The 16,723-nt window shown below is 59.9% G+C and carries 18 protein-coding genes and 5 tRNA genes; 9 read left to right on the forward strand and 14 right to left on the reverse strand.

Translation table 11 applies throughout. The annotated features are described in order from the left end of the window. The first annotated feature begins 50 nt into the window (after window positions 1-50). From GSR16_RS13970 to GSR16_RS13980, 3 genes are all read left to right on the forward strand, one after another. On the forward strand, window positions 51-1,733 hold the full coding sequence (locus tag GSR16_RS13970) for an ABC1 kinase family protein (protein ID WP_159878388.1): 1,683 nt from the start codon (window positions 51-53) through the stop codon (window positions 1,731-1,733). Beyond that, window positions 1,733-2,512 (forward strand): hypothetical protein, encoded by a 780-nt coding sequence (locus GSR16_RS13975; protein ID WP_159878390.1) that lies wholly within the window; start codon window positions 1,733-1,735, stop codon window positions 2,510-2,512. The genes GSR16_RS13970 and GSR16_RS13975 overlap by 1 nt, the downstream gene beginning before the upstream one ends. A gap of 125 nt (window positions 2,513-2,637) precedes the next feature. Next, on the forward strand, window positions 2,638-2,991 hold the full coding sequence (locus GSR16_RS13980) for a DUF2325 domain-containing protein (protein WP_159878392.1): 354 nt from the start codon (window positions 2,638-2,640) through the stop codon (window positions 2,989-2,991). 73 nt (window positions 2,992-3,064) lie between these two features. Here the strand turns inward: GSR16_RS13980 and GSR16_RS13985 are convergent, their stop codons facing one another. From GSR16_RS13985 to hpnC, 8 genes are all read right to left on the reverse strand, one after another. Further along, window positions 3,065-3,244 carry a zf-HC2 domain-containing protein gene (locus GSR16_RS13985; RefSeq protein WP_159878394.1) on the reverse strand — a complete coding sequence of 60 codons (180 nt, stop codon included), beginning with the start codon at window positions 3,242-3,244 and terminating at the stop codon, window positions 3,065-3,067. Further along, a complete protein-coding gene (locus GSR16_RS13990; RefSeq protein ID WP_159878396.1) occupies window positions 3,241-3,801 on the reverse strand; it encodes a sigma-70 family RNA polymerase sigma factor in 561 nt (186 codons plus the stop codon). Before GSR16_RS13990 ends, GSR16_RS13985 begins: the two co-directional genes overlap by 4 nt. 2 nt (window positions 3,802-3,803) lie before the next feature. Further along, window positions 3,804-5,168 (reverse strand): DNA repair protein RadA, encoded by a 1,365-nt coding sequence (gene radA, locus GSR16_RS13995; protein ID WP_159878398.1) that lies wholly within the window; start codon window positions 5,166-5,168, stop codon window positions 3,804-3,806. Between the two features lie 23 nt (window positions 5,169-5,191). Continuing rightward, on the reverse strand, window positions 5,192-5,782 hold the full coding sequence (locus GSR16_RS14000) for a hypothetical protein (RefSeq protein ID WP_159878400.1): 591 nt from the start codon (window positions 5,780-5,782) through the stop codon (window positions 5,192-5,194). A 57-nt stretch (window positions 5,783-5,839) separates the two neighbouring features. Continuing rightward, complete coding sequence (locus tag GSR16_RS14005) at window positions 5,840-6,598, reverse strand: SDR family oxidoreductase (protein WP_159878402.1); 759 nt, start codon at window positions 6,596-6,598, stop codon at window positions 5,840-5,842. Further along, a complete protein-coding gene (hpnE, locus tag GSR16_RS14010) occupies window positions 6,595-7,923 on the reverse strand; it encodes a hydroxysqualene dehydroxylase HpnE (protein WP_159878404.1) in 1,329 nt (442 codons plus the stop codon). The genes GSR16_RS14005 and hpnE overlap by 4 nt, the downstream gene beginning before the upstream one ends. A 7-nt stretch (window positions 7,924-7,930) precedes the next feature. Beyond that, window positions 7,931-8,776 carry a presqualene diphosphate synthase HpnD gene (hpnD, locus tag GSR16_RS14015; protein WP_159878406.1) on the reverse strand — a complete coding sequence of 282 codons (846 nt, stop codon included), beginning with the start codon at window positions 8,774-8,776 and terminating at the stop codon, window positions 7,931-7,933. A 65-nt stretch (window positions 8,777-8,841) separates the two neighbouring features. Continuing rightward, window positions 8,842-9,654, reverse strand: a complete 813-nt coding sequence (gene hpnC, locus GSR16_RS14020; protein WP_159878408.1) for a squalene synthase HpnC — start codon at window positions 9,652-9,654, stop codon at window positions 8,842-8,844. A gap of 130 nt (window positions 9,655-9,784) precedes the next feature. Between hpnC and GSR16_RS14025 the strand changes: the two genes are divergently transcribed. From GSR16_RS14025 to GSR16_RS14045, 5 genes are all read left to right on the forward strand, one after another. Further along, a tRNA-Ala gene (locus GSR16_RS14025) sits at window positions 9,785-9,860 on the forward strand. A 29-nt stretch (window positions 9,861-9,889) separates the two neighbouring features. Next, window positions 9,890-9,965: transfer RNA gene (locus GSR16_RS14030), tRNA-Glu, on the forward strand. Window positions 9,966-9,987: 22 nt separating this feature from the next. After that, a tRNA-Ala gene (locus tag GSR16_RS14035) sits at window positions 9,988-10,063 on the forward strand. A gap of 52 nt (window positions 10,064-10,115) precedes the next feature. After that, a tRNA-Ala gene (locus GSR16_RS14040) sits at window positions 10,116-10,191 on the forward strand. A 53-nt stretch (window positions 10,192-10,244) separates the two neighbouring features. Continuing rightward, window positions 10,245-10,320 (forward strand) — tRNA-Ala (locus GSR16_RS14045). A 55-nt stretch (window positions 10,321-10,375) separates the two neighbouring features. Here the strand turns inward: GSR16_RS14045 and GSR16_RS14050 are convergent. The 3 genes from GSR16_RS14050 to GSR16_RS14060 all read right to left on the reverse strand — a co-directional run bounded on the left by GSR16_RS14050 (window position 10,376) and on the right by GSR16_RS14060 (window position 12,631). Continuing rightward, on the reverse strand, window positions 10,376-11,044 hold the full coding sequence (locus GSR16_RS14050; protein ID WP_159878410.1) for a hypothetical protein: 669 nt from the start codon (window positions 11,042-11,044) through the stop codon (window positions 10,376-10,378). Window positions 11,045-11,214: 170 nt separating this feature from the next. Then, complete coding sequence (ribA, locus tag GSR16_RS14055; protein ID WP_159878412.1) at window positions 11,215-11,838, reverse strand: GTP cyclohydrolase II; 624 nt, start codon at window positions 11,836-11,838, stop codon at window positions 11,215-11,217. An 85-nt stretch (window positions 11,839-11,923) separates the two neighbouring features. Beyond that, the gene (locus GSR16_RS14060; protein ID WP_159878414.1) at window positions 11,924-12,631 is read right to left on the reverse strand and encodes a GAF domain-containing protein; all 708 of its coding nucleotides are present in this window, start codon (window positions 12,629-12,631) and stop codon (window positions 11,924-11,926) included. Between the two features lie 123 nt (window positions 12,632-12,754). On the opposite strand from GSR16_RS14060, the gene GSR16_RS14065 reads away from it, so the two are divergent. Then, window positions 12,755-13,834: a hypothetical protein gene (locus GSR16_RS14065; RefSeq protein WP_159878416.1), complete on the forward strand. Its 1,080-nt coding sequence runs from the start codon at window positions 12,755-12,757 to the stop codon at window positions 13,832-13,834. 72 nt (window positions 13,835-13,906) lie between these two features. Here GSR16_RS14065 and GSR16_RS14070 read toward each other — a convergent pair whose 3' ends face one another. From GSR16_RS14070 to GSR16_RS14080, 3 genes are all read right to left on the reverse strand, one after another. Beyond that, the gene (locus tag GSR16_RS14070; RefSeq protein ID WP_159878418.1) at window positions 13,907-14,998 is read right to left on the reverse strand and encodes a polyamine ABC transporter substrate-binding protein; all 1,092 of its coding nucleotides are present in this window, start codon (window positions 14,996-14,998) and stop codon (window positions 13,907-13,909) included. A gap of 197 nt (window positions 14,999-15,195) precedes the next feature. Then, window positions 15,196-16,074 (reverse strand): Hsp33 family molecular chaperone HslO, encoded by an 879-nt coding sequence (hslO, locus tag GSR16_RS14075; protein ID WP_159878420.1) that lies wholly within the window; start codon window positions 16,072-16,074, stop codon window positions 15,196-15,198. After that, entirely contained in the window at window positions 16,071-16,667 is a 597-nt protein-coding gene (locus GSR16_RS14080) for an Ntn hydrolase family protein (RefSeq protein ID WP_159878422.1), read from the reverse strand. The genes hslO and GSR16_RS14080 overlap by 4 nt, the downstream gene beginning before the upstream one ends. Window positions 16,668-16,723: the final 56 nt, after the last annotated feature.

A 16,723-nucleotide genomic window follows, 5' to 3' on the forward strand; every position in this document is an offset into this window, starting at 1 on the left:
CTATCGGACAGGGACGGGAGTGTAAAGCCAACTTGGACACCAGATAGCCCATGCTCAGAGAAACTCTTGTTGCAATGCGCGATCTTCCGCGCCTGAAGGAAATCAGCGGCATTCTCATCCGCCACGGTCTGGGCGAGTTTGCCCAGCGCCTGCGCCTGCCGCGCGCCATGGAAAAAGCTGGCGAATGGCTGAACCTGCACCTGCCGGATGCCGATGCCGGCTTGCCCACCCCGGTGCGGGTGCGGCTGGCCTTCGAGGAGTTGGGCCCCACCTTCATCAAGCTGGGGCAGATCCTATCCACCCGGGTGGATGTTTTCTCTGCCGAGTGGATTGCCGAATTCGAAAAGCTGCAGTCCACCGTGCCGCCGGTGGACCCGGCTTCGGTACGCCTGCTGGTAATCAAGGCACTGGGCAAACCGCCGGAAGAGCTGTTTGCCAGCTTCGATGACAAGCCCATCGGTTCGGCCTCCATCGCCCAGGTTCACTTTGCCACCCTGCATGATGGCAGCCATGTGGCGGTCAAGCTGCGTCGGCCCGGCATTGTCGACAAGGTGGATGCCGACCTGCGCATCCTGGCGCATCTGGCCACGCTGATCGAAATGGAATTTCCCGATGCCCGCCGCTTTCAACCGGTGGAAATCGTCAGCCAGTTTTCCCGCTCGCTCAAACGCGAGATGGACCTGGCCGTCGAAGCGCGCAATATGGAGCGCTTTGCCCGCGATTTTGCCGACGATGCCCAGGTAGTCGTGCCCAAGGTGTACTGGGAATACACCAACCCGGCAGTCAATGTGCAGGAGCATATCGACGGCCTGTCGGCCAGCCGGCTCGACCAATTGGCCGACAGTGGGCTGGACCCGGTGGCACTGGCCAGCCATGGTGCCGATGCCGTGCTGAAGATGATTCTGCTCAACGGCTTTTTCCACGCCGACCCGCATCCCGGCAATGTGTTCTTCCTGCCGGAACACCGTATCGCCTTTATCGATTTCGGCATGGTGGGGCGCATCAGCCATGGCCGGCGCGATGAAATCGTCGACCTGCTGGCCGCACTGGGCGAGCGCAACGAACATGCAATGATGGATGTGCTGATCGAGTGGACCGGCAACACGCCAGTGGACGAGCAGAAATTTGCCTACGACATCAGCGAATTCATGTTCCAGTACGAACACGTACCGCTGAAAAACCTCAATATCAGTCAGCTGATCAACGACATCATGGCCCTGATTCGCGACCACGGCATCCTGCTGCCGCCGGACATGGCCATGCTGTTCAAGGCGCTGATCACGCTGGAAGGGCTGGGCCGCCAGCTGGACCCGGACTTCCAGCTGGTGGAACACATCACACCCTTCGTGCGCGAACTGATTGTCGCGCGCTATCACCCCAAAACCCTGCTCAAGCGCGGCAAGCTGACGCTGCAGGAAACGCTGGGCATGCTCACCGGCCTGCCGCGCGACATCCTGCGTCTGTCCAAGGACATCCGCCAGGGCAAGTTCCGCATCAACCTGGACCTGCAGCGGCTGGACAGCTTTGGCAAACAGCTGGATCGCAGTACCAACCGCCTGACCATGGCCATTGTCACCGGCTGCCTGATCATCGGTTCCTCCATCGTGATGACGGTAAACGCCGGCCCCAAGCTGTTCGGCCTGCCCTTCTTTGGCTTCATCGGCTTCATGATTGCGCTGTTCAACAGCGTGTGGCTGATCTGGTCGATCTGGCGTTCCGGAAAGGATTTCTAATGCGCACCCTGCTTCTACTCTCGCTGCTGCTGGCCAGCGCGCCGGTTTTGGCCTTGCAGCTTGTCGATCTGAGCTGGCGCGATGCCGCCGAGCTACAGGCCGCACTGCAGCCACAGCTGCGCGCCGATGAGCGGCTGAGCGTGCTGGACAACAAGCTGATCATCGACGCCAGCCCGGCACGGGAACAGCAGCTGGCAGCGCTGGCCAGGCAGTTGGATGTACGCCCGGTCAGCTTGCGGCTGGAGGTGAGCCAATCCGGCAGCAGTGTGCAAAGCCAGTCTGGCATGCAGGTACAGGGCAGCATCAGCATAGGCCGCATCATGCCTGGCCAGACGAGTAGCAATCTGGCCCTGTCCGCCCAGCAAGACAGCCGCGCACAATCCAGTCAAGTCCTGCAAAACCTCACCCTGCTGGACGGGCGTAGCGGCTTTATCCAGCTGGTGCAAAGCCGTCCCCTGCCCTGGCTGATGCTGACGCCGCAGGGCAGCCTGGTGCGTGGCAGCAGCATGCAGGATGCCATCAGCGGCTTTTATGCCCGCCCGCGCCTGAATGGAAAGCGGGTCAGCATCGAACTGGCCGTCAGCCAGCAAGCGTTCAGCGGTGCGCAACGCACGGGCAGCCAGCTGTCCACCACGGTGGAAGGCAGGCTGGGCGAGTGGCTGGAGGTTGCCCGCACCACGCAGGACAGCCATGGTCGGGAAAGCCTGCTGATCGGCGGTAGCCAGCAACAGGGGCAGCAAAGCCACAGCGTGCGGATTCGCGTACAGGCCCTGCCCTGAGCGTCAGCTTCGCCTGCCGGCGAACACAATCAGCCACACAGTAATGACAATGGACTGTCACGGAGCTTGCATTTGCAAATAGTAATGATTATCATTTGCAAAACTTATCCGAACAGGAGCCACTCATGAACGCAATGCTGGTAGGTGCAGACACCCTGGGCAATATCCCCAACGTGCTACAGGACCATGGCATCAATATTCATCGCCACCTAAGCGGCCGTAACAGCTCGCACCAGCGCAAGGTGGACCGCCTGCCAGCCGGAACGGATCTGCTCATCCTGTTTACCGATTTCCTCGGCCACAACGTGATGCGTCACTTCCGCTCGCTGGCTGCGGAACAAGACATCCGCTTCATCGCCTGCCGCCGCTCGGTGTGCGCGCTCAAACAATCGCTGACCGGTGCCGGGCTGTGCGAACAGGCTTGCGCCAGCTGTCCGCAGCGTCAGACACAGAGCAAGCAGGCACACCAGGCAGCATGAGCAATGAAAAAGCCGACCTGAGGGTCGGCTTTTTCATGCCCGCGGACAGCGCAGGCCAAGGGTTGCATACAGCCTATTCGCCGCGCCCGGCCTGGCGGGCCGACTGGCGCAGCACTTGCAGCTGATGCGAGAACTGGCGGCAATTGCCACACATCCACAAATGCACGCGCAGACGCACGTGATCCCACTGGTTCAGCGGTTGATCCAGCCCTTGCGATATCAAACGGCTGGCCTGACGGCAGTTGATCTTCATGCCCTGGCCTCCCCGGTCCAGCGGATTTCGAAACACTCGCGCAAACTCATGCGGGCGCGATACAGCAGTACTGAACAGTTGGTCGCAGTAATGTCCAGATTGTTACAGATTTCGGCAATTTCCAGCCCCATCACCTCGCGCATGACAAAAGCCATGGCGGTACGGCGCGGCATCACCTCGGAACAGCGCTCGAATACTTCCCAGAACTGACGGGCAATCAAGGACTCTTCCGGGCCGCTCCAGGCCTTGATCTTGTCCTGCCAGTGGCCATCCTTGCTGAACAGCCCGTCAAAATCGCTATCGTCGGTTTCTTCTTCCAGCGAGGCAAACAACACCTCCTTGCCCTTGCGCCGCAGCCGGTCTATCAGCTTGAACCGCAGGATGGAAGTCAGCCAGGTACGCAGGCTGGATTTGCCGCTGAAGCTGTCACCGGACTCCAGCGCCGCCAGCACGGTTTCCTGCACCACTTCATTGGCGGCATCACGATCACGCAACTGGGCCAGCGCATAGCGCTGCAGATAGCCCAGTTCGGCTTCCAGATCAGCATGGGCAATCATGCTCAGTCTCCGCGACAAAAATCGACGGCATGCTCCAGCCGGTCCACAGTAATGATCTGCAGACCCTCAATCGGCTGGCGCGGCTTGTTGGCAGTAGGAATCAGCGCCCGGGTAAAGCCCAGCTTGGCCGCTTCTTTCAGCCGCTCCTGCCCACGGGATACCGGACGCACCTCGCCGGCCAGCCCCACTTCACCAAACACCACCAGTTTTTCCGGCAGCGGCTTGTTGCGCAGGGATGACACCATGGCCAGGATGACGGCCAGGTCGGCAGCCGGTTCGCTGATCTTGACCCCGCCCACGGCGTTCAGGAATACATCCTGATCAAAGCAGGCCACACCGCCATGGCGATGCAGCACCGCCAGCAGCATGGCCAGCCGGTTCTGCTCCAGACCCACGGTCAGGCGCTTGGGCTGCATGCCGTGACAGTCATCCACCAGCGCCTGCACCTCCACCAGCAAGGGGCGCGTGCCTTCCTGCGTCACCAGTACGCAAGAACCGGGCACATCGTCCCGGTAAGACGACAGGAAAATGGCCGAGGGATTGGACACCCCCTTGAGCCCGGTTTCGGTCATCACGAACACGCCCAGCTCGTTGACCGCGCCAAAGCGGTTCTTGATGGCACGGATCATGCGGTGGCTGGAGTGGCTATCTCCCTCGAAATACAGCACGGTGTCCACCATGTGTTCCAGCACGCGCGGGCCGGCCAGCGAGCCTTCCTTGGTGACATGGCCTACCAGCAAGATGGTGGTGCCGGTCTGCTTGGCCATGCGGGTGAGCTGGGCCGCACATTCGCGCACCTGGGACACCGACCCTGGTGCCGAGGTCACCTGCTCGGTGTACAGGGTCTGGATGGAGTCGATCACCGCTACATCCGGTTGTTCCTGTTTCAGGACTTCCTGAATGGCCTCCAGACGGATTTCCGCCAACAGATTGACCTGGCTGGGGTCTACTGCCAGCCGCGAGGCACGCAGGGCAATCTGCTGCGGCGATTCTTCGCCCGACACATACAGCACCTTGCGCCGCTTGCCGATCACCGCCAGCGCCTGCAACAGCAAGGTGGATTTGCCAATGCCAGGGTCGCCGCCAATCAGGATGACAGCACCACGCACGATGCCGCCGCCCAGCACGCGGTCCAGTTCGTCGATGCCGGAAGGGTCACGCGGGACTTCTTCGGTCTTGACCTCGGACAGCACTTGCACGCGGGCATTGGTGGTGGACCAGGATTGGAAACGCGGATTGCTGGCGGTTGGCGTGGATACTGCCTCGACCAGGGTGTTCCAGGCGGAACAATGCGGACACTGGCCCTGCCATTTCGGCACTTGGCCGCCGCACTCGGTGCAGCTGAAAACAGTTTTTATTTTTGCCATCAGGAAATGCGCAGGAAGGGGGTTCAACCGGGATTGGCGTTGTTGGCGTTGTCTGCCGGGGCCTCGCCACCTGCGGCCGGCTTGTTACCATTGAGTTGCTGGATGATATTGAGCAGGCGTTTCTGATCAGGTTCGCCACTGCTGCTGGCCTTGGATTTCGGCTTGTCGCCACCGCCATTCTTGCGAATGGCGGCCAGCACGGCGGCCACCTGGGGATCGCTCTTGGCGGCCTTGTCCGCTTCCTCGCTGGTGAGAGGGGGGGCCATATTGGCTGCCGGCGCGGGTGCTGTACTGGAGGACTTGCCATCCGCTGGTACACTGGCAGCAGCCTTGGGTACCGAGCTTTCCGCATGGCCTGCCGCACTGTCTGTTGGCGGCTCCATGGTTTCCAGCTTGTTCTTGGCCATGTATTCGTTCATCTCGCGCCAGCCGGAATAAATGGCAGCGGTATCGGCATCCGGATTGCGCCGGAAACACTCCTCCAGCGAGCGGCCGGTTTGGCGGCATGCAGCCCCCAGCGCCTTGTGCGCCTCCTTGGACAGGCCGGATACATTATTGACCCAGTTGCAGCCTGCCAGCACCGCCAGCAAAGGCAGAATCCACAGACTCTTCATGCTTTACCCCCATGATGCCATTCGCCGCAGCCGCACAGGCCACGGCGCGGATACGGCTTATTCGCCCTTTTTGCTGCGCAGGTCCAACTCGATGATCTCCCCGCTGCGGCCCTTGCTGTCACCCGACAGCCAGTACAGCAGATAAGGCATCAGCGTGGCCAGATCGGCGCGTTCGCTCTTGGCTTCGCCCGGGTGGGTGCGATTGCGCTGCGGCGAATTCACCGGTCCCGGAATCAGTTGGTTGACCCGCAGGTTCGGGTAGACATCCCATTCATCCGCGGCCACCTTGGTCAGATAGTTGAGCCCGGCCTTGGATGCACCAAAACCGCCCCAATAAGCCGCCGGGTACAGCGAATGGGTTTCCCCCATGAACAATACCGAGGCATCCTCCGATTCCTTCAACAAGGGCAGACAGGCGCGAGTAAGCGCAAACGGAGCCACAGTGTTGATGCGGTACTGGTTCATCCACTCGTCAATGCCCTGATTGGATAGCGGCGACAGGGCATAAAAATGCGAGGCACAATGCACGATGCCATCCAGGCGACCCAGCGTCTGCTTGATCTGGAAGGCCGCATTGCTCAACTGCTCGTCGCTGGCGGTCAGCAGATCCAGCGGAATGGCTGCCGGTTCCTTGCCACCGGCTGCCACAATTTCATCGTAGACCTTCTCCAGCCCCTTTACGCTGCGCGCCAGCAAGACTACGTCTGCACCCTGTGCGGCAAACGTCAGCGCGGCTTCCCGACCTACCCCTTGCGTAGCCCCCGTCACCAGAATGACGCGGCCAGCCAGACAATCCTTGGCAAATGTTTGGTTCATTTTGTTTTTTCAGCTGAGGACCACCCGCCGGCGGTCCGTGATGATGGCAAATCCTGCATTAACTGGCGGGCCGCAGTCAGACCGCTGCGCACCGCACCTTCCAGCGTGGCAGGGTAATCAGGACATAGCCAGTCCCCCGCCAGATAAACCGATTGTACCCTGCTACGGCAGTGTGGTCTTGTCAGTCCCACCACCGAGCCGAAGGTGGCACGCTTCTCCACGATCAAGTGGCTGGCCAGCGGCTGCAAGCCGTTGAGTGCAGGCAGCATGTACTCCACATCCGCCCTGACCTTCTGCAACAGCGCCTCCCGCTCCATTGACTGCACAAGCTGCGGCGGCGCGCTGATCACGGCGGCCAGCAGACCACGCTCGCCCGACAGGGCCTGACGGTCGAACAGCCAGTCCAGTGTGCCGCCCTGCAAACCCATCATTGGCAGCGGCATGCTGATATCGGCGTCATAGCGCAGATATGCGGTATATATCGGCCAGTAACGGAAAGCCTTGACCTGGGTCTGCAAAACCGGCTCTTGCAGCAGCCCGGCCGCATGATACGGCGCAACCGCGACGATGGCGGCATCAAACAGCTGGCCATCCACCAGCACGCCGTCCGCTGCGGGCAGAATGCCGGACACCCGGCTACCAGGCTGCCAAGCGGCACCGCGCGCGCGCAGCCAGCGCAGGGCTGCCTCCGGGAACAGTTCGGACAAATCAAGCCGTGGCAACAACAGGTCGCTGTCGGCGCTACTTCCGCCCAGACTGTCACGCAAGGTAGTGGCAAGAACCTGCATCGAAGCCAGCTCCAGCGGGGTATTGAGTGCGGAGAGCACCATGGGCCGCCAGAATTGCTCGACCAGCCAATCCGATTGACGTTGCGCCTGCAGCCAGCGGGCAACCGACATGTCCTCGGCCAGCCGCCAGCGCCGCCATTTCAGACGCTGCAAGGCCAGCGCCAGCTGCCACTTGTCACGCCAGCCCAGCCCTTTGGCTGCCAGCAAACCGGCCAGTACATGCAGCGGTGCCGGCCAGCGCGGGCATTGCATGCTGATGCCGTCCTGCCGCTGCCAGCTAAGTGGCAGTCGCAGCATCGCACGATCAACGTCAACACCCACCTTGTGCATCAGTCGCAGGCAGTCACGGTAAGCACCAATCAGAATGTGCTGACCGTTGTCCAACTGACTGTCGCTGCCATAGATACGCCGAGCCCGTCCACCGGGCTCGCGACCGGCTTCAAACAAGGTCAGCTCGGCCTGATCCGCCAGTTCGACAGCGGCGGCAAGCCCGGCCCAGCCGGCACCGATAATGGCAACTTTCGGTCTGGCACTCATGGCATCATCAGGCCTTGTAACCTAGCGTCCAGGTGCGCCAGGCCAGCCACAGCTTGCGTACCGGCGTCAGTGACAGGCGCTGGTTCAGCACCTTGGCCGGGCCATCCAGCTGGATTTCCTCCAAGGTGGCACGGTAAATGGCAGCCATCAGCAAGCCGGGACGCTGGCTCTTGCGATCCACGGTAGGCAGCAGCTCCCAGGCACGGCGGTAGTACTCACGCGCGCGCTCGATCTGGAAGGACATCAAGGCGGCGAATTCCGGGCTTTCCTTGTAGTGCATAAGGTCACTGGCCGGCACATTGAAACGCTGCAGCTCTTCTACCGGCAGGTAGATGCGGCCCCGGCGAGCATCTTCGCCCACATCGCGGATGATGTTGGTGAGCTGGAAGGCAATACCCAGTTCGTGGGCGTATTTGAGGGTCTGGCGGTCCTGGTAGCCGAAAATCTGCGCCGCCAGCTGGCCCACCACGCCGGCCACACGGTGGCAGTACAGCAGCAGGTCCTGAAAGCGCTCGTAGCGGGCGAAGTCGAGATCCATCTGCATGCCGTCGACAATTTCTTCCAGCAGGTTCTGTGGCAGGTCCAGCGTCGTGACATGCGGCTTGAGCGCCAGCATCACCGGATGTTCCGGCTGGCCGTGGTACAGCTTTCCCACTTCGCCACGCCACCAGGCCAGCTTGGCGCGGGCAACGTTTTCGTCGTGGCATTCGTCCACCACGTCATCCACTTCGCGACAAAAGGCATACAGCGCGGTAATGGCATCGCGGCGGTCTTCCGGCAAGAAGCGGAAGCTGTAGTAAAAGCTGGAGCCGCTGCTAGCGGCCTTGTCCTGACAATACTGCTGCGGCGTCACACGCCTCTCCTTTGTTGCCGGCAGGTCAGCCCTAAGCTTCCCGCCTGAGTGTGTATGGTTGCTGCTTATTTGGCGCGCAGCGCACGCCACAGCATGTAGACCCAGTCGCGCCAGGTCAGCACCGGGCGCTGACGGAACACATCGCCACCGCTGTCGTGCAGCTTTTTCAGGATGCGCTCCCCGCCCATGATGATCAGGCGCAATTCCAGACCCAGCCTGCCTTTGAGCACCTTGCCCAGCGGAGCGCCGGCTTGCAGCATCTTGCGCGTGCGCTCTATCTGCGCCAGCATCATCGGCCGCCACAGGCCGGTGGCATCGCGCCCGGCGATCTGCGCTTCGCGGATACGGAATTTCTCCAGATCATCCAGTGGAATGTAGATACGGCCCTTGTTCCAGTCCACGCCCACGTCCTGCAGGAAGTTGATCAGCTGCAGAGCAGTGCAGATACCATCGGACATGGCCAGGCTGCGCGGGTCGTTTTCACCATACAGGGCCAGCATCAGCCGCCCTACCGGGTTGGCCGAACGCCGACAGTAGTCCACCACGTCGGCAAAGTTCTGGTAGCGGGTTTTCACCACATCCTGGCTAAAGGCCGACAGCAAGTCATAAAACGGCTGCAGCGGCAATTGGTGCTGGCTGATGACGGTCGCCAGATTGCGCATCAGCGGCATGGCCGGGATGCCACCATCGCGGATGACATCCAGTTCCTCACCCAGATGCGCCAGTTCGCGCAGGCGTTCCTCGGGCTGCTTGTCGCCTTCATCTGCCACATCGTCCGCATAGCGGGCAAAATGGTAGATGACATGCACCGCACGACGCATGCGTCGTGGCAGCAAGATCGACCCGACCGGGAAGTTTTCGTAGTGACCAACCGACATCGGCAATCCAACCCTGTCATTGCAGAACCGGTGATTATAGCGCAGGGGAAGCGCTAATTTTTTTTTCGCAGATCCCTTTACAGCCGCGGACAGCCTGTCTATACTGCGCCCCACTGTGAACGACAGACACGGGGCTATAGCTCAGCTGGGAGAGCGCTTGCATGGCATGCAAGAGGTCAGCGGTTCGATCCCGCTTAGCTCCACCAAATCGTTCCAGTCGGATAAAGTTCTTAGGGTCCCCATCGTCTAGTGGCCTAGGACATCGCCCTTTCACGGCGGTAACCGGGGTTCGACTCCCCGTGGGGACGCCAGAGTACCAGACGTAGTACCCGTGGGGGTATAGCTCAGCTGGGAGAGCGCTTGCATGGCATGCAAGAGGTCAGCGGTTCGATCCCGCTTATCTCCACCACAATTCAGATACTGATGATATCGCCTGACGGGTTTCATCAGTCCAGCATTACGGGGGTATAGCTCAGCTGGGAGAGCGCTTGCATGGCATGCAAGAGGTCAGCGGTTCGATCCCGCTTATCTCCACCAACACACAGTCAGCTGGCCGATGGCTCCAGACCACGGGCAGAAAAAAGTACTACGGGGGTATAGCTCAGCTGGGAGAGCGCTTGCATGGCATGCAAGAGGTCAGCGGTTCGATCCCGCTTATCTCCACCAACACCAAAGCCGGAATCTCGCGATTCCGGCTTTTTCTTTGACATGCGGCACCGGCTCAGCCAGTTGCCGCCACTTCTGCACCAATCAGCGGCTCTACTTGCGCCAGCTGCAGACTCAGCTGCAATAGCAAAGGGTGCTGCGTCAGGCCAAACCCCTCTCCCACCAGCGTCAGAACAAAACGGATGGCATGCAATACCAGCCAGGCGGCCTGCTGCTCCTGCGGCAGCAAAATATTGCCACCGACACGTGGCTGCCTGCGACGCTCAATCGTCAGCGGTACAGGCAACAGCGGTATCACTGCCGCCTGCCTGCTGTACAAGCGATAGGGCAGCGGCCAATCATCCACTACGGCAGGCTGACGCCCGGTCAGCTCCTGCACCACCTGTACCCACTCCTCAACCAGCCGCGACAATTGCTCCAGGCCGGCCTTGGCCTGGCCTCTGCCGCCTTGCATCAGTTGTTCGCGCAATTGCTGCACCCGTCGCAGCAGAAAGCGCAACTTGGCCAGCGCCAACTGACGGGCTTCTTCATCCTGCCCGTTGCTTGCGCGGCGCGCCAGGTCGTCCAGCCAGGCCACCCAGTCCAGATATTCGCCCAGTTCGGCACTACCCAGTACATCATCCCTTACGGTCACGGCAGGCAACAGCTTGCCGCGCCGAATCTGCGGCGCAGTCCAGGCCGTGGTGTTCAGCCAGACATTCTGCTTTGCGGTAATTTTCATCATGACGCCTCATCCAGCGGGCTGCCCACGACACTTTCAAAACATTATTGATTTATTTTAAATTTATCGACCAGTACGATGGGAACTTGAGCCGGGTCATGAGTAGATGGCGTACATGAAAAATGCCAGCACACTGGCTGGCATCGGGAGAGGTCATCAAGCCGAACTGCGAGTCAGGAAAACAGCATGTGGCCCAGCTTGGCGGCCTTGGTATCCAGATAGCGGTCATTGTGCGGATTGCGCCCTACCATCAGCGGTACCCGCTCCACGACTTCGATGCCGGCAGTCTTGAGGGTTTCCAGCTTGCGCGGGTTATTGGTCATCACACGCACACTTTTGATGCCCAGCGCATCAAGCATATGGCGTGCCACGCGGAAATCGCGCATGTCGGCTGGGAAGCCCAGTTGCTCGTTGGCTTCTACCGTGTCCGCGCCGCCATCTTGCAGCTTGTAGGCGCGAATCTTGTTGATCAGACCGATACCACGGCCTTCCTGACGCAGATAGAGCAAAGCACCCCGGCCTTCCTTGGCAATGGCCTCAAGTGCGGCTTCCAGCTGGAAGCCGCAGTCGCAGCGCAAGGAAAACAGCGCATCCCCGGTAAGACATTCCGAATGCAGGCGTGCAAGCACCGGCTGGCCATCTGCCACATCCCCCATGGTCAGCACCACATGCTCGCGCCGGCTATCTTTTTCCTCAAAGCCATGCATGGTGAACACACCCCAAGGCGTGGGCAGCTTGCAACTGGCCACGTAATCAACATCGGGTTCTACCTGCGGGTTGGGGTATTGCACAGCCATGCTTGCTCCGGAATCTGTTCAGAAGGCTTGACGCTTGCCACGCAAAGCCGTTGATAAAATCAGTACAGACTAAATTGAGGGCAAATTATGCCTTTTCAAGCGGTGCCATGGCAGCAAACGGGCCGGCCAGGACGATGGCCAACGCGGCCAGCCACACCAACCGGCTCTCGTCAAAATGCGCCAGCTGGCCCGATTCTGCATCGAGAATGCCCAGCACGCGGTCATGTTCATCCACGATGGGCAGGCAGACCTCGCTCTTCACCTTGGGATCGCACTCGTAATAGCCGCCACCTTCAGCACGCCATGCGGCCACGTCGTCAATCAACACGCCCCAGCCGGTCAGCCCCACCCGGCTGTTGTTGCTACCTTCGGCAAACGCTTCGGTCAGCGGGAATTCGGCGCGGCTAGGCAGGCCAAGGTAAGCCAGTTTGACAAGATGGGCATCCTTGCCTTCACCGGCGCGTCGATAGATCCCCAGCCAATCGGCACCGATCTTGTGGTTGACCGAATCGACCAGCGCATTGAAATTGGTCAACAAGATACGGGCTTCTTCGGTTTCACCGCCAAACCATACCGACAGGTCATATGGCTCATCAGCCAGCTCTTCCACCAGCGAGCAAGCACCATCATCACTCAGCTTGGGTACCGGATAACGGAACAGATCACGCTGCACCGGCGGCTTTTCCACCTCCAGCACTGCCTGCAGGGTCATGACGGCAATTTGCAATTCAGTACGATCTAGCTTCAGTCCCTGTTCGCGCACGTAGTCGTTAAGCTGGCGGGTAGGTATCATCAACACTCCTGGCATTACCATGAACACACGCACGCTGCCTGCCGGCAGGCCTGCGGGTAAAACACGCAAGCATACCAATACCACAGGCAAAAGTCGCCTTCCCCGATCGCAAAACACATCAGCATGCCCGCCATTCACCTCAAGTATCCGCCACTGCGCATTCGTGCCGGCAGTCACGCCAGAATGCTGTTGCAACAACAAGGCCTGCAGCCTGCCATGGTGGCTTGCCTGCCCGGTGCCGCCGGCGGCCCCAAGGCCATCGGCCTGTGCGGCCTGGATCAGGCGGTATTCGGCTGGCTGGCAGAGAACCCGCGCCCGCGCGAACTGGTGGGCGCATCCATAGGCAGCTGGCGCTTTGCCTGCGCCATGCAGGCCAATCCGCAGCAGGCACTGGCCCGATTGGCCGAGCGCTATACCGCCGAGTGCTATGCCGACAATGTCAGCATAGCCGGGATTACCGCACAAACCCGGCTGATGCTGCAGGACATCCTTGGCTCGGATGGCCTGCAAGCTATCCTGCGGCATCCACATTACCGTTTGTCGCTGTTGCTGGTGGCTTCGCACGGTTTGCTGCGTCATGAAACACCGGGCCGCCTGTTGTCCGGTCTGGCCATCAGCGCCACACTCAACCTTGCCAGCCGCAATTTGCTGCAGTATTGCTTCAGCCGCATGATCTGCCACGATGCGCGCAGCAGCCTGCATTTTATGCCGGACGATGGCCTGCCCACGCACACGTTGCCACTGGATGCACACAACCTCACCGCCGCCCTGATGGGCAGCGTGGCCATTCCCGGCGTGCTACACGGGGTGGCCCTGCCCGGCGTAGCCGACGGGCCGTACCGCGATGGCGGCTTGCTGGATTACCACCTGGACCTGCCCTTTGCCCGACAGAATGACATCACGCTCTACCCCCACTTTGGTCCGCGCATCGTCCCCGGCTGGTTTGACAAATTCATGCCCTGGCGTCAGCACAGTGCACGCAATCACCGCAATACCATTCTGCTCTGCCCTGCTGCGGACTATCTGGCCCGACTGCCCGGCGGCAAGCTGCCGGACCGCAGCGATTTCAAGCGCCATCGCGGCAATGATCGCCTGCGTCAACAGCAATGGCGAACAGCCCGTAGCGAAAGCCAGCGCCTGGGAGATGCCTGGCTGGAATGGCTGGCACGCGGCTGCCCGCTGGATATGGTGGAGCCCCTGTAAGCCCCGCACCGGCACTGCACAAACAAAAAGCCCCGCATTGCGGGGCTTTACTTTGCTACCAGGAAATCAGGCTCAGCTGGCACGGCCCAGCTTGAAGTTTTGCCACAGGCGGGAGTAAATGCGCAGGGTTTTCGGATCGACCGACTTCATGATGAAACCCTTCTTCACATCATCCGCCGTCGGGAAGATGCTGCGATCCGCCAGGTATTTCTTGTCGATGAACGGACGTGCAGCCAGGCTACCCGGTGCATAAGTCACCTTGTTGGCATTGGCAGCAGCTACATGCGGGTCCAGCGTGTAGTTGATGAAGGCCAGCGCATTGGCGGTGTTGGCGGCATCTTTCGGGATGGTCATGCTGTCCACCCAGAAGGCAACGCCGGTCGAGGGCATCAGCACCTTGATGTTGATACCGCGCTTGGCTTCTTCAGCACGGCGCTTGGCAATGTTCAGGTCGCCACCATAGCCCATGGCCAGGCAGACGTCGCCGTTGGCGATGTCATTGATGTAGCCGGAGGAGGAAAACTGGGTGATGCTGCTGCGGATGGCGGCCAGTTGCGGTGCCACGGCCTTGTAATCAGCCTCGTTATTGCTGCCCGGTTGCTTGCCGTAGTAATGCAGCACCTTGGGCAGCACGTCGGAGGCGGAGTCCAGAATGCTCACACCGCAGGACTTCAGCTTGGACGCATATTCCGGCTTGAACAGCAGGTCCCATTCATTGGCCGGCAGCTTGCCCCCCAGAGCTTTCTTTACCTTGTCTTCGTTGATGCCCAGGGTGATCACGCCCCAGAAGTACGGCACGGCAAACTTGTTGCCCGGATCGGATGCTTCCATCAGCTTGAGCAGGGCCGGGTCCAGATTTTTGTAATTGGGGATCTTGCTCTTGTCCAGCGGCTGGAACAGGCCACCCTTGATGCCTACTTCCAGAACATTATTGGACGGTACGGTAATGTCGTAGCCGGAGTGGCCGGTCACCAGCTTGGCGTTCAGCGTTTCCATGCTGTCATAGACATCGTAACGTACCTTGATGCCGGTCTTCTTGCTGAAGTCCGGTACGGTGGTCGGTGCAATATAGTCAGACCAGTTGTAGATGTTGACAACCGGTGCGCCAGCCTGAGCAGCCAGTGCAGATGCAGCCAGCAGGCCGCCTACGATGATTTTTTTCATTGTTTCCCAACTCCTTCGGTACAGGTTTTGTTGCTGCTTGCCGTTTAGGATATCAGTACATTTGTGATCAAATCTACCATTTCCTTAAACAGCAGCCATTCATCATACCGGATGGTGCACTGCAAAAATGCTGAAAGCCGCACAATATGGCGGCTTTCATGTCATTCGGGAAGCTGATTAGGCAATATCAAGACAGACTAATGACGCGCCTCGCGCACGGCGGCTACCAGGTCGTAATCAAACAGCTCGTTAGCGTCGTCTTCATCAAACACATAGTGCTGGTTGCAGTAATCGCAGACGATTTCCACACTGCCCTGCTCCAGCAGTACTTCGCCAACCTCCTGGCCACCCAGCATCTTCAGCATATTGCCCACACGCTCGCGGCTGCAGTTGCAGGAGAAGCTGACGGCTTCCGGCTCGAATACCCTTACGGTTTCTTCATGGAACAGCCGGTGCAGGATGTCGGTTGCCGGCAACGTCAGCAGCTCCTCAGCCTGCAAGGTGCCACCCAGCATGCGGATACGCTCCCAGCCTTCTGGCTCGCCGTGGCCCTCGGGCAGACGCTGCAGCAGCATGCCGGCGGCAGTACTGTCATCGCAAGCCAGTACCAGGCAGGTATCCAGCTGTTCGGAACGCAGCATGTAGTTTTCCAGCATCTGGCCGATGCTGTCGCCTTCCAGCGCAACAATGCCTTGCCAGGTCTGCGCTTTGTCCAGTTTGGGTTCCAGCGTGATGACAAACTGGCCGGCACCGCCCAGCAGATCCAGAATGGGTGCATCCGGCAGCTCGCCATCCCACTTGGCAGTAGCACGCACGGTACGGTCGTGATTGCACTCCACCACGGCCAGACGCAGGGGGCCGCTGCCATGCAGTTGCAGGACCATGGCACCATCAAACTTCAGATTGGCCGACATCAGCTGCGCTGCAGCCATCATCTGCCCCAGGATAGTCTTGAGCGGAGCAGGATAGCTGCGGCGTGCCAGCACTTGCTGCCAGGCAGCATCCAGGCGTACCAGTGCCCCGCGCACCGGTGCACCATCAAACAAAAAGCGTTGCAGGGTATCGTGTTGACTCATGCTGTTTCTTTCCTGGCGGTATCGTCAGCCACTTCTACGGTATAGACAGTCATCGGCAGGCTGGAATTGACATCAAACTCGCAGCCTGCCTTGACGCCGATTTCAGCGATTTCGCGCGCGCTCAGGTTCTGCTCGTAGGCAACATGCATCGCGCCCATGGCAAACTTGCGCCCTGAGCCTATCGCCCAGAAGCGTGAGAACTGGTAGATCTCGCGCATGGGATAAACGCCGAAAATACCGTGGGCATTGGCAATCACCACCATCATCTGACTGGATTCATATGGGTCTTCCTCATCCTCTTCCGGACGCAGGTAAAACCCGTCTTTCAATTTGGGATGCAGCTTGCGGAAGGTATCGAAAATACCTTTGCGGCTGGAAAAATCCTTTTTCTTCAGTTCCTTCAACGCACCTTGCAATACCAGGTCGTGGGCGGCAGAGCCGGAAATGGCAAGATAACTGTCGCCATGACGGAAGATCTTGTCATGAAAACAATCGTAGCCCGCGAGGAGTTTCTGATCATCACCAAAGGTGGTCTGACTGTCGGCGGCAATCGCAATCTGATTGCCTTTGCGTACTGCCACAATGGTTGTCATTGCCGGATGTGCCTGCTTGCAAGGGAAGGGGCTAATATAGGGCCGCGTGGCAAAAA

Origin of the sequence: Aquitalea denitrificans (assembly GCF_009856625.1) — a bacterium.
Taxonomy (GTDB): domain Bacteria; phylum Pseudomonadota; class Gammaproteobacteria; order Burkholderiales; family Chromobacteriaceae; genus Aquitalea; species Aquitalea denitrificans.

What these genes read in the sequence shown, in the direction of transcription:
- GSR16_RS13990 (WP_159878396.1), bottom strand. Translation starts at nt 3,801, where the DNA reads ATGATTGCCCATGCTGATCTGGAAGCCGAACTGGGCTATCTGCAGCGC.
- GSR16_RS14000 (WP_159878400.1), bottom strand. Translation starts at nt 5,782, where the DNA reads ATGAAGAGTCTGTGGATTCTGCCTTTGCTGGCGGTGCTGGCAGGCTGC.
- GSR16_RS14050 (WP_159878410.1), bottom strand. Translation starts at nt 11,044, where the DNA reads ATGATGAAAATTACCGCAAAGCAGAATGTCTGGCTGAACACCACGGCC.
- GSR16_RS14080 (WP_159878422.1), bottom strand. Translation starts at nt 16,667, where the DNA reads ATGACAACCATTGTGGCAGTACGCAAAGGCAATCAGATTGCGATTGCC.
- hpnE (WP_159878404.1), bottom strand. Translation starts at nt 7,923, where the DNA reads ATGAGTGCCAGACCGAAAGTTGCCATTATCGGTGCCGGCTGGGCCGGG.
- GSR16_RS13970 (WP_159878388.1), top strand. Translation starts at nt 51, where the DNA reads ATGCTCAGAGAAACTCTTGTTGCAATGCGCGATCTTCCGCGCCTGAAG.
- radA (WP_159878398.1), bottom strand. Translation starts at nt 5,168, where the DNA reads ATGGCAAAAATAAAAACTGTTTTCAGCTGCACCGAGTGCGGCGGCCAA.
- hpnC (WP_159878408.1), bottom strand. Translation starts at nt 9,654, where the DNA reads ATGTCGGTTGGTCACTACGAAAACTTCCCGGTCGGGTCGATCTTGCTG.
- hslO (WP_159878420.1), bottom strand. Translation starts at nt 16,074, where the DNA reads ATGAGTCAACACGATACCCTGCAACGCTTTTTGTTTGATGGTGCACCG.
- GSR16_RS14005 (WP_159878402.1), bottom strand. Translation starts at nt 6,598, where the DNA reads ATGAACCAAACATTTGCCAAGGATTGTCTGGCTGGCCGCGTCATTCTG.
- GSR16_RS14060 (WP_159878414.1), bottom strand. Translation starts at nt 12,631, where the DNA reads ATGATACCTACCCGCCAGCTTAACGACTACGTGCGCGAACAGGGACTG.
- GSR16_RS13985 (WP_159878394.1), bottom strand. Translation starts at nt 3,244, where the DNA reads ATGAAGATCAACTGCCGTCAGGCCAGCCGTTTGATATCGCAAGGGCTG.
- GSR16_RS14065 (WP_159878416.1), top strand. Translation starts at nt 12,755, where the DNA reads ATGCCCGCCATTCACCTCAAGTATCCGCCACTGCGCATTCGTGCCGGC.
- GSR16_RS14070 (WP_159878418.1), bottom strand. Translation starts at nt 14,998, where the DNA reads ATGAAAAAAATCATCGTAGGCGGCCTGCTGGCTGCATCTGCACTGGCT.
- ribA (WP_159878412.1), bottom strand. Translation starts at nt 11,838, where the DNA reads ATGGCTGTGCAATACCCCAACCCGCAGGTAGAACCCGATGTTGATTAC.
- GSR16_RS13980 (WP_159878392.1), top strand. Translation starts at nt 2,638, where the DNA reads ATGAACGCAATGCTGGTAGGTGCAGACACCCTGGGCAATATCCCCAAC.
- GSR16_RS13975 (WP_159878390.1), top strand. Translation starts at nt 1,733, where the DNA reads ATGCGCACCCTGCTTCTACTCTCGCTGCTGCTGGCCAGCGCGCCGGTT.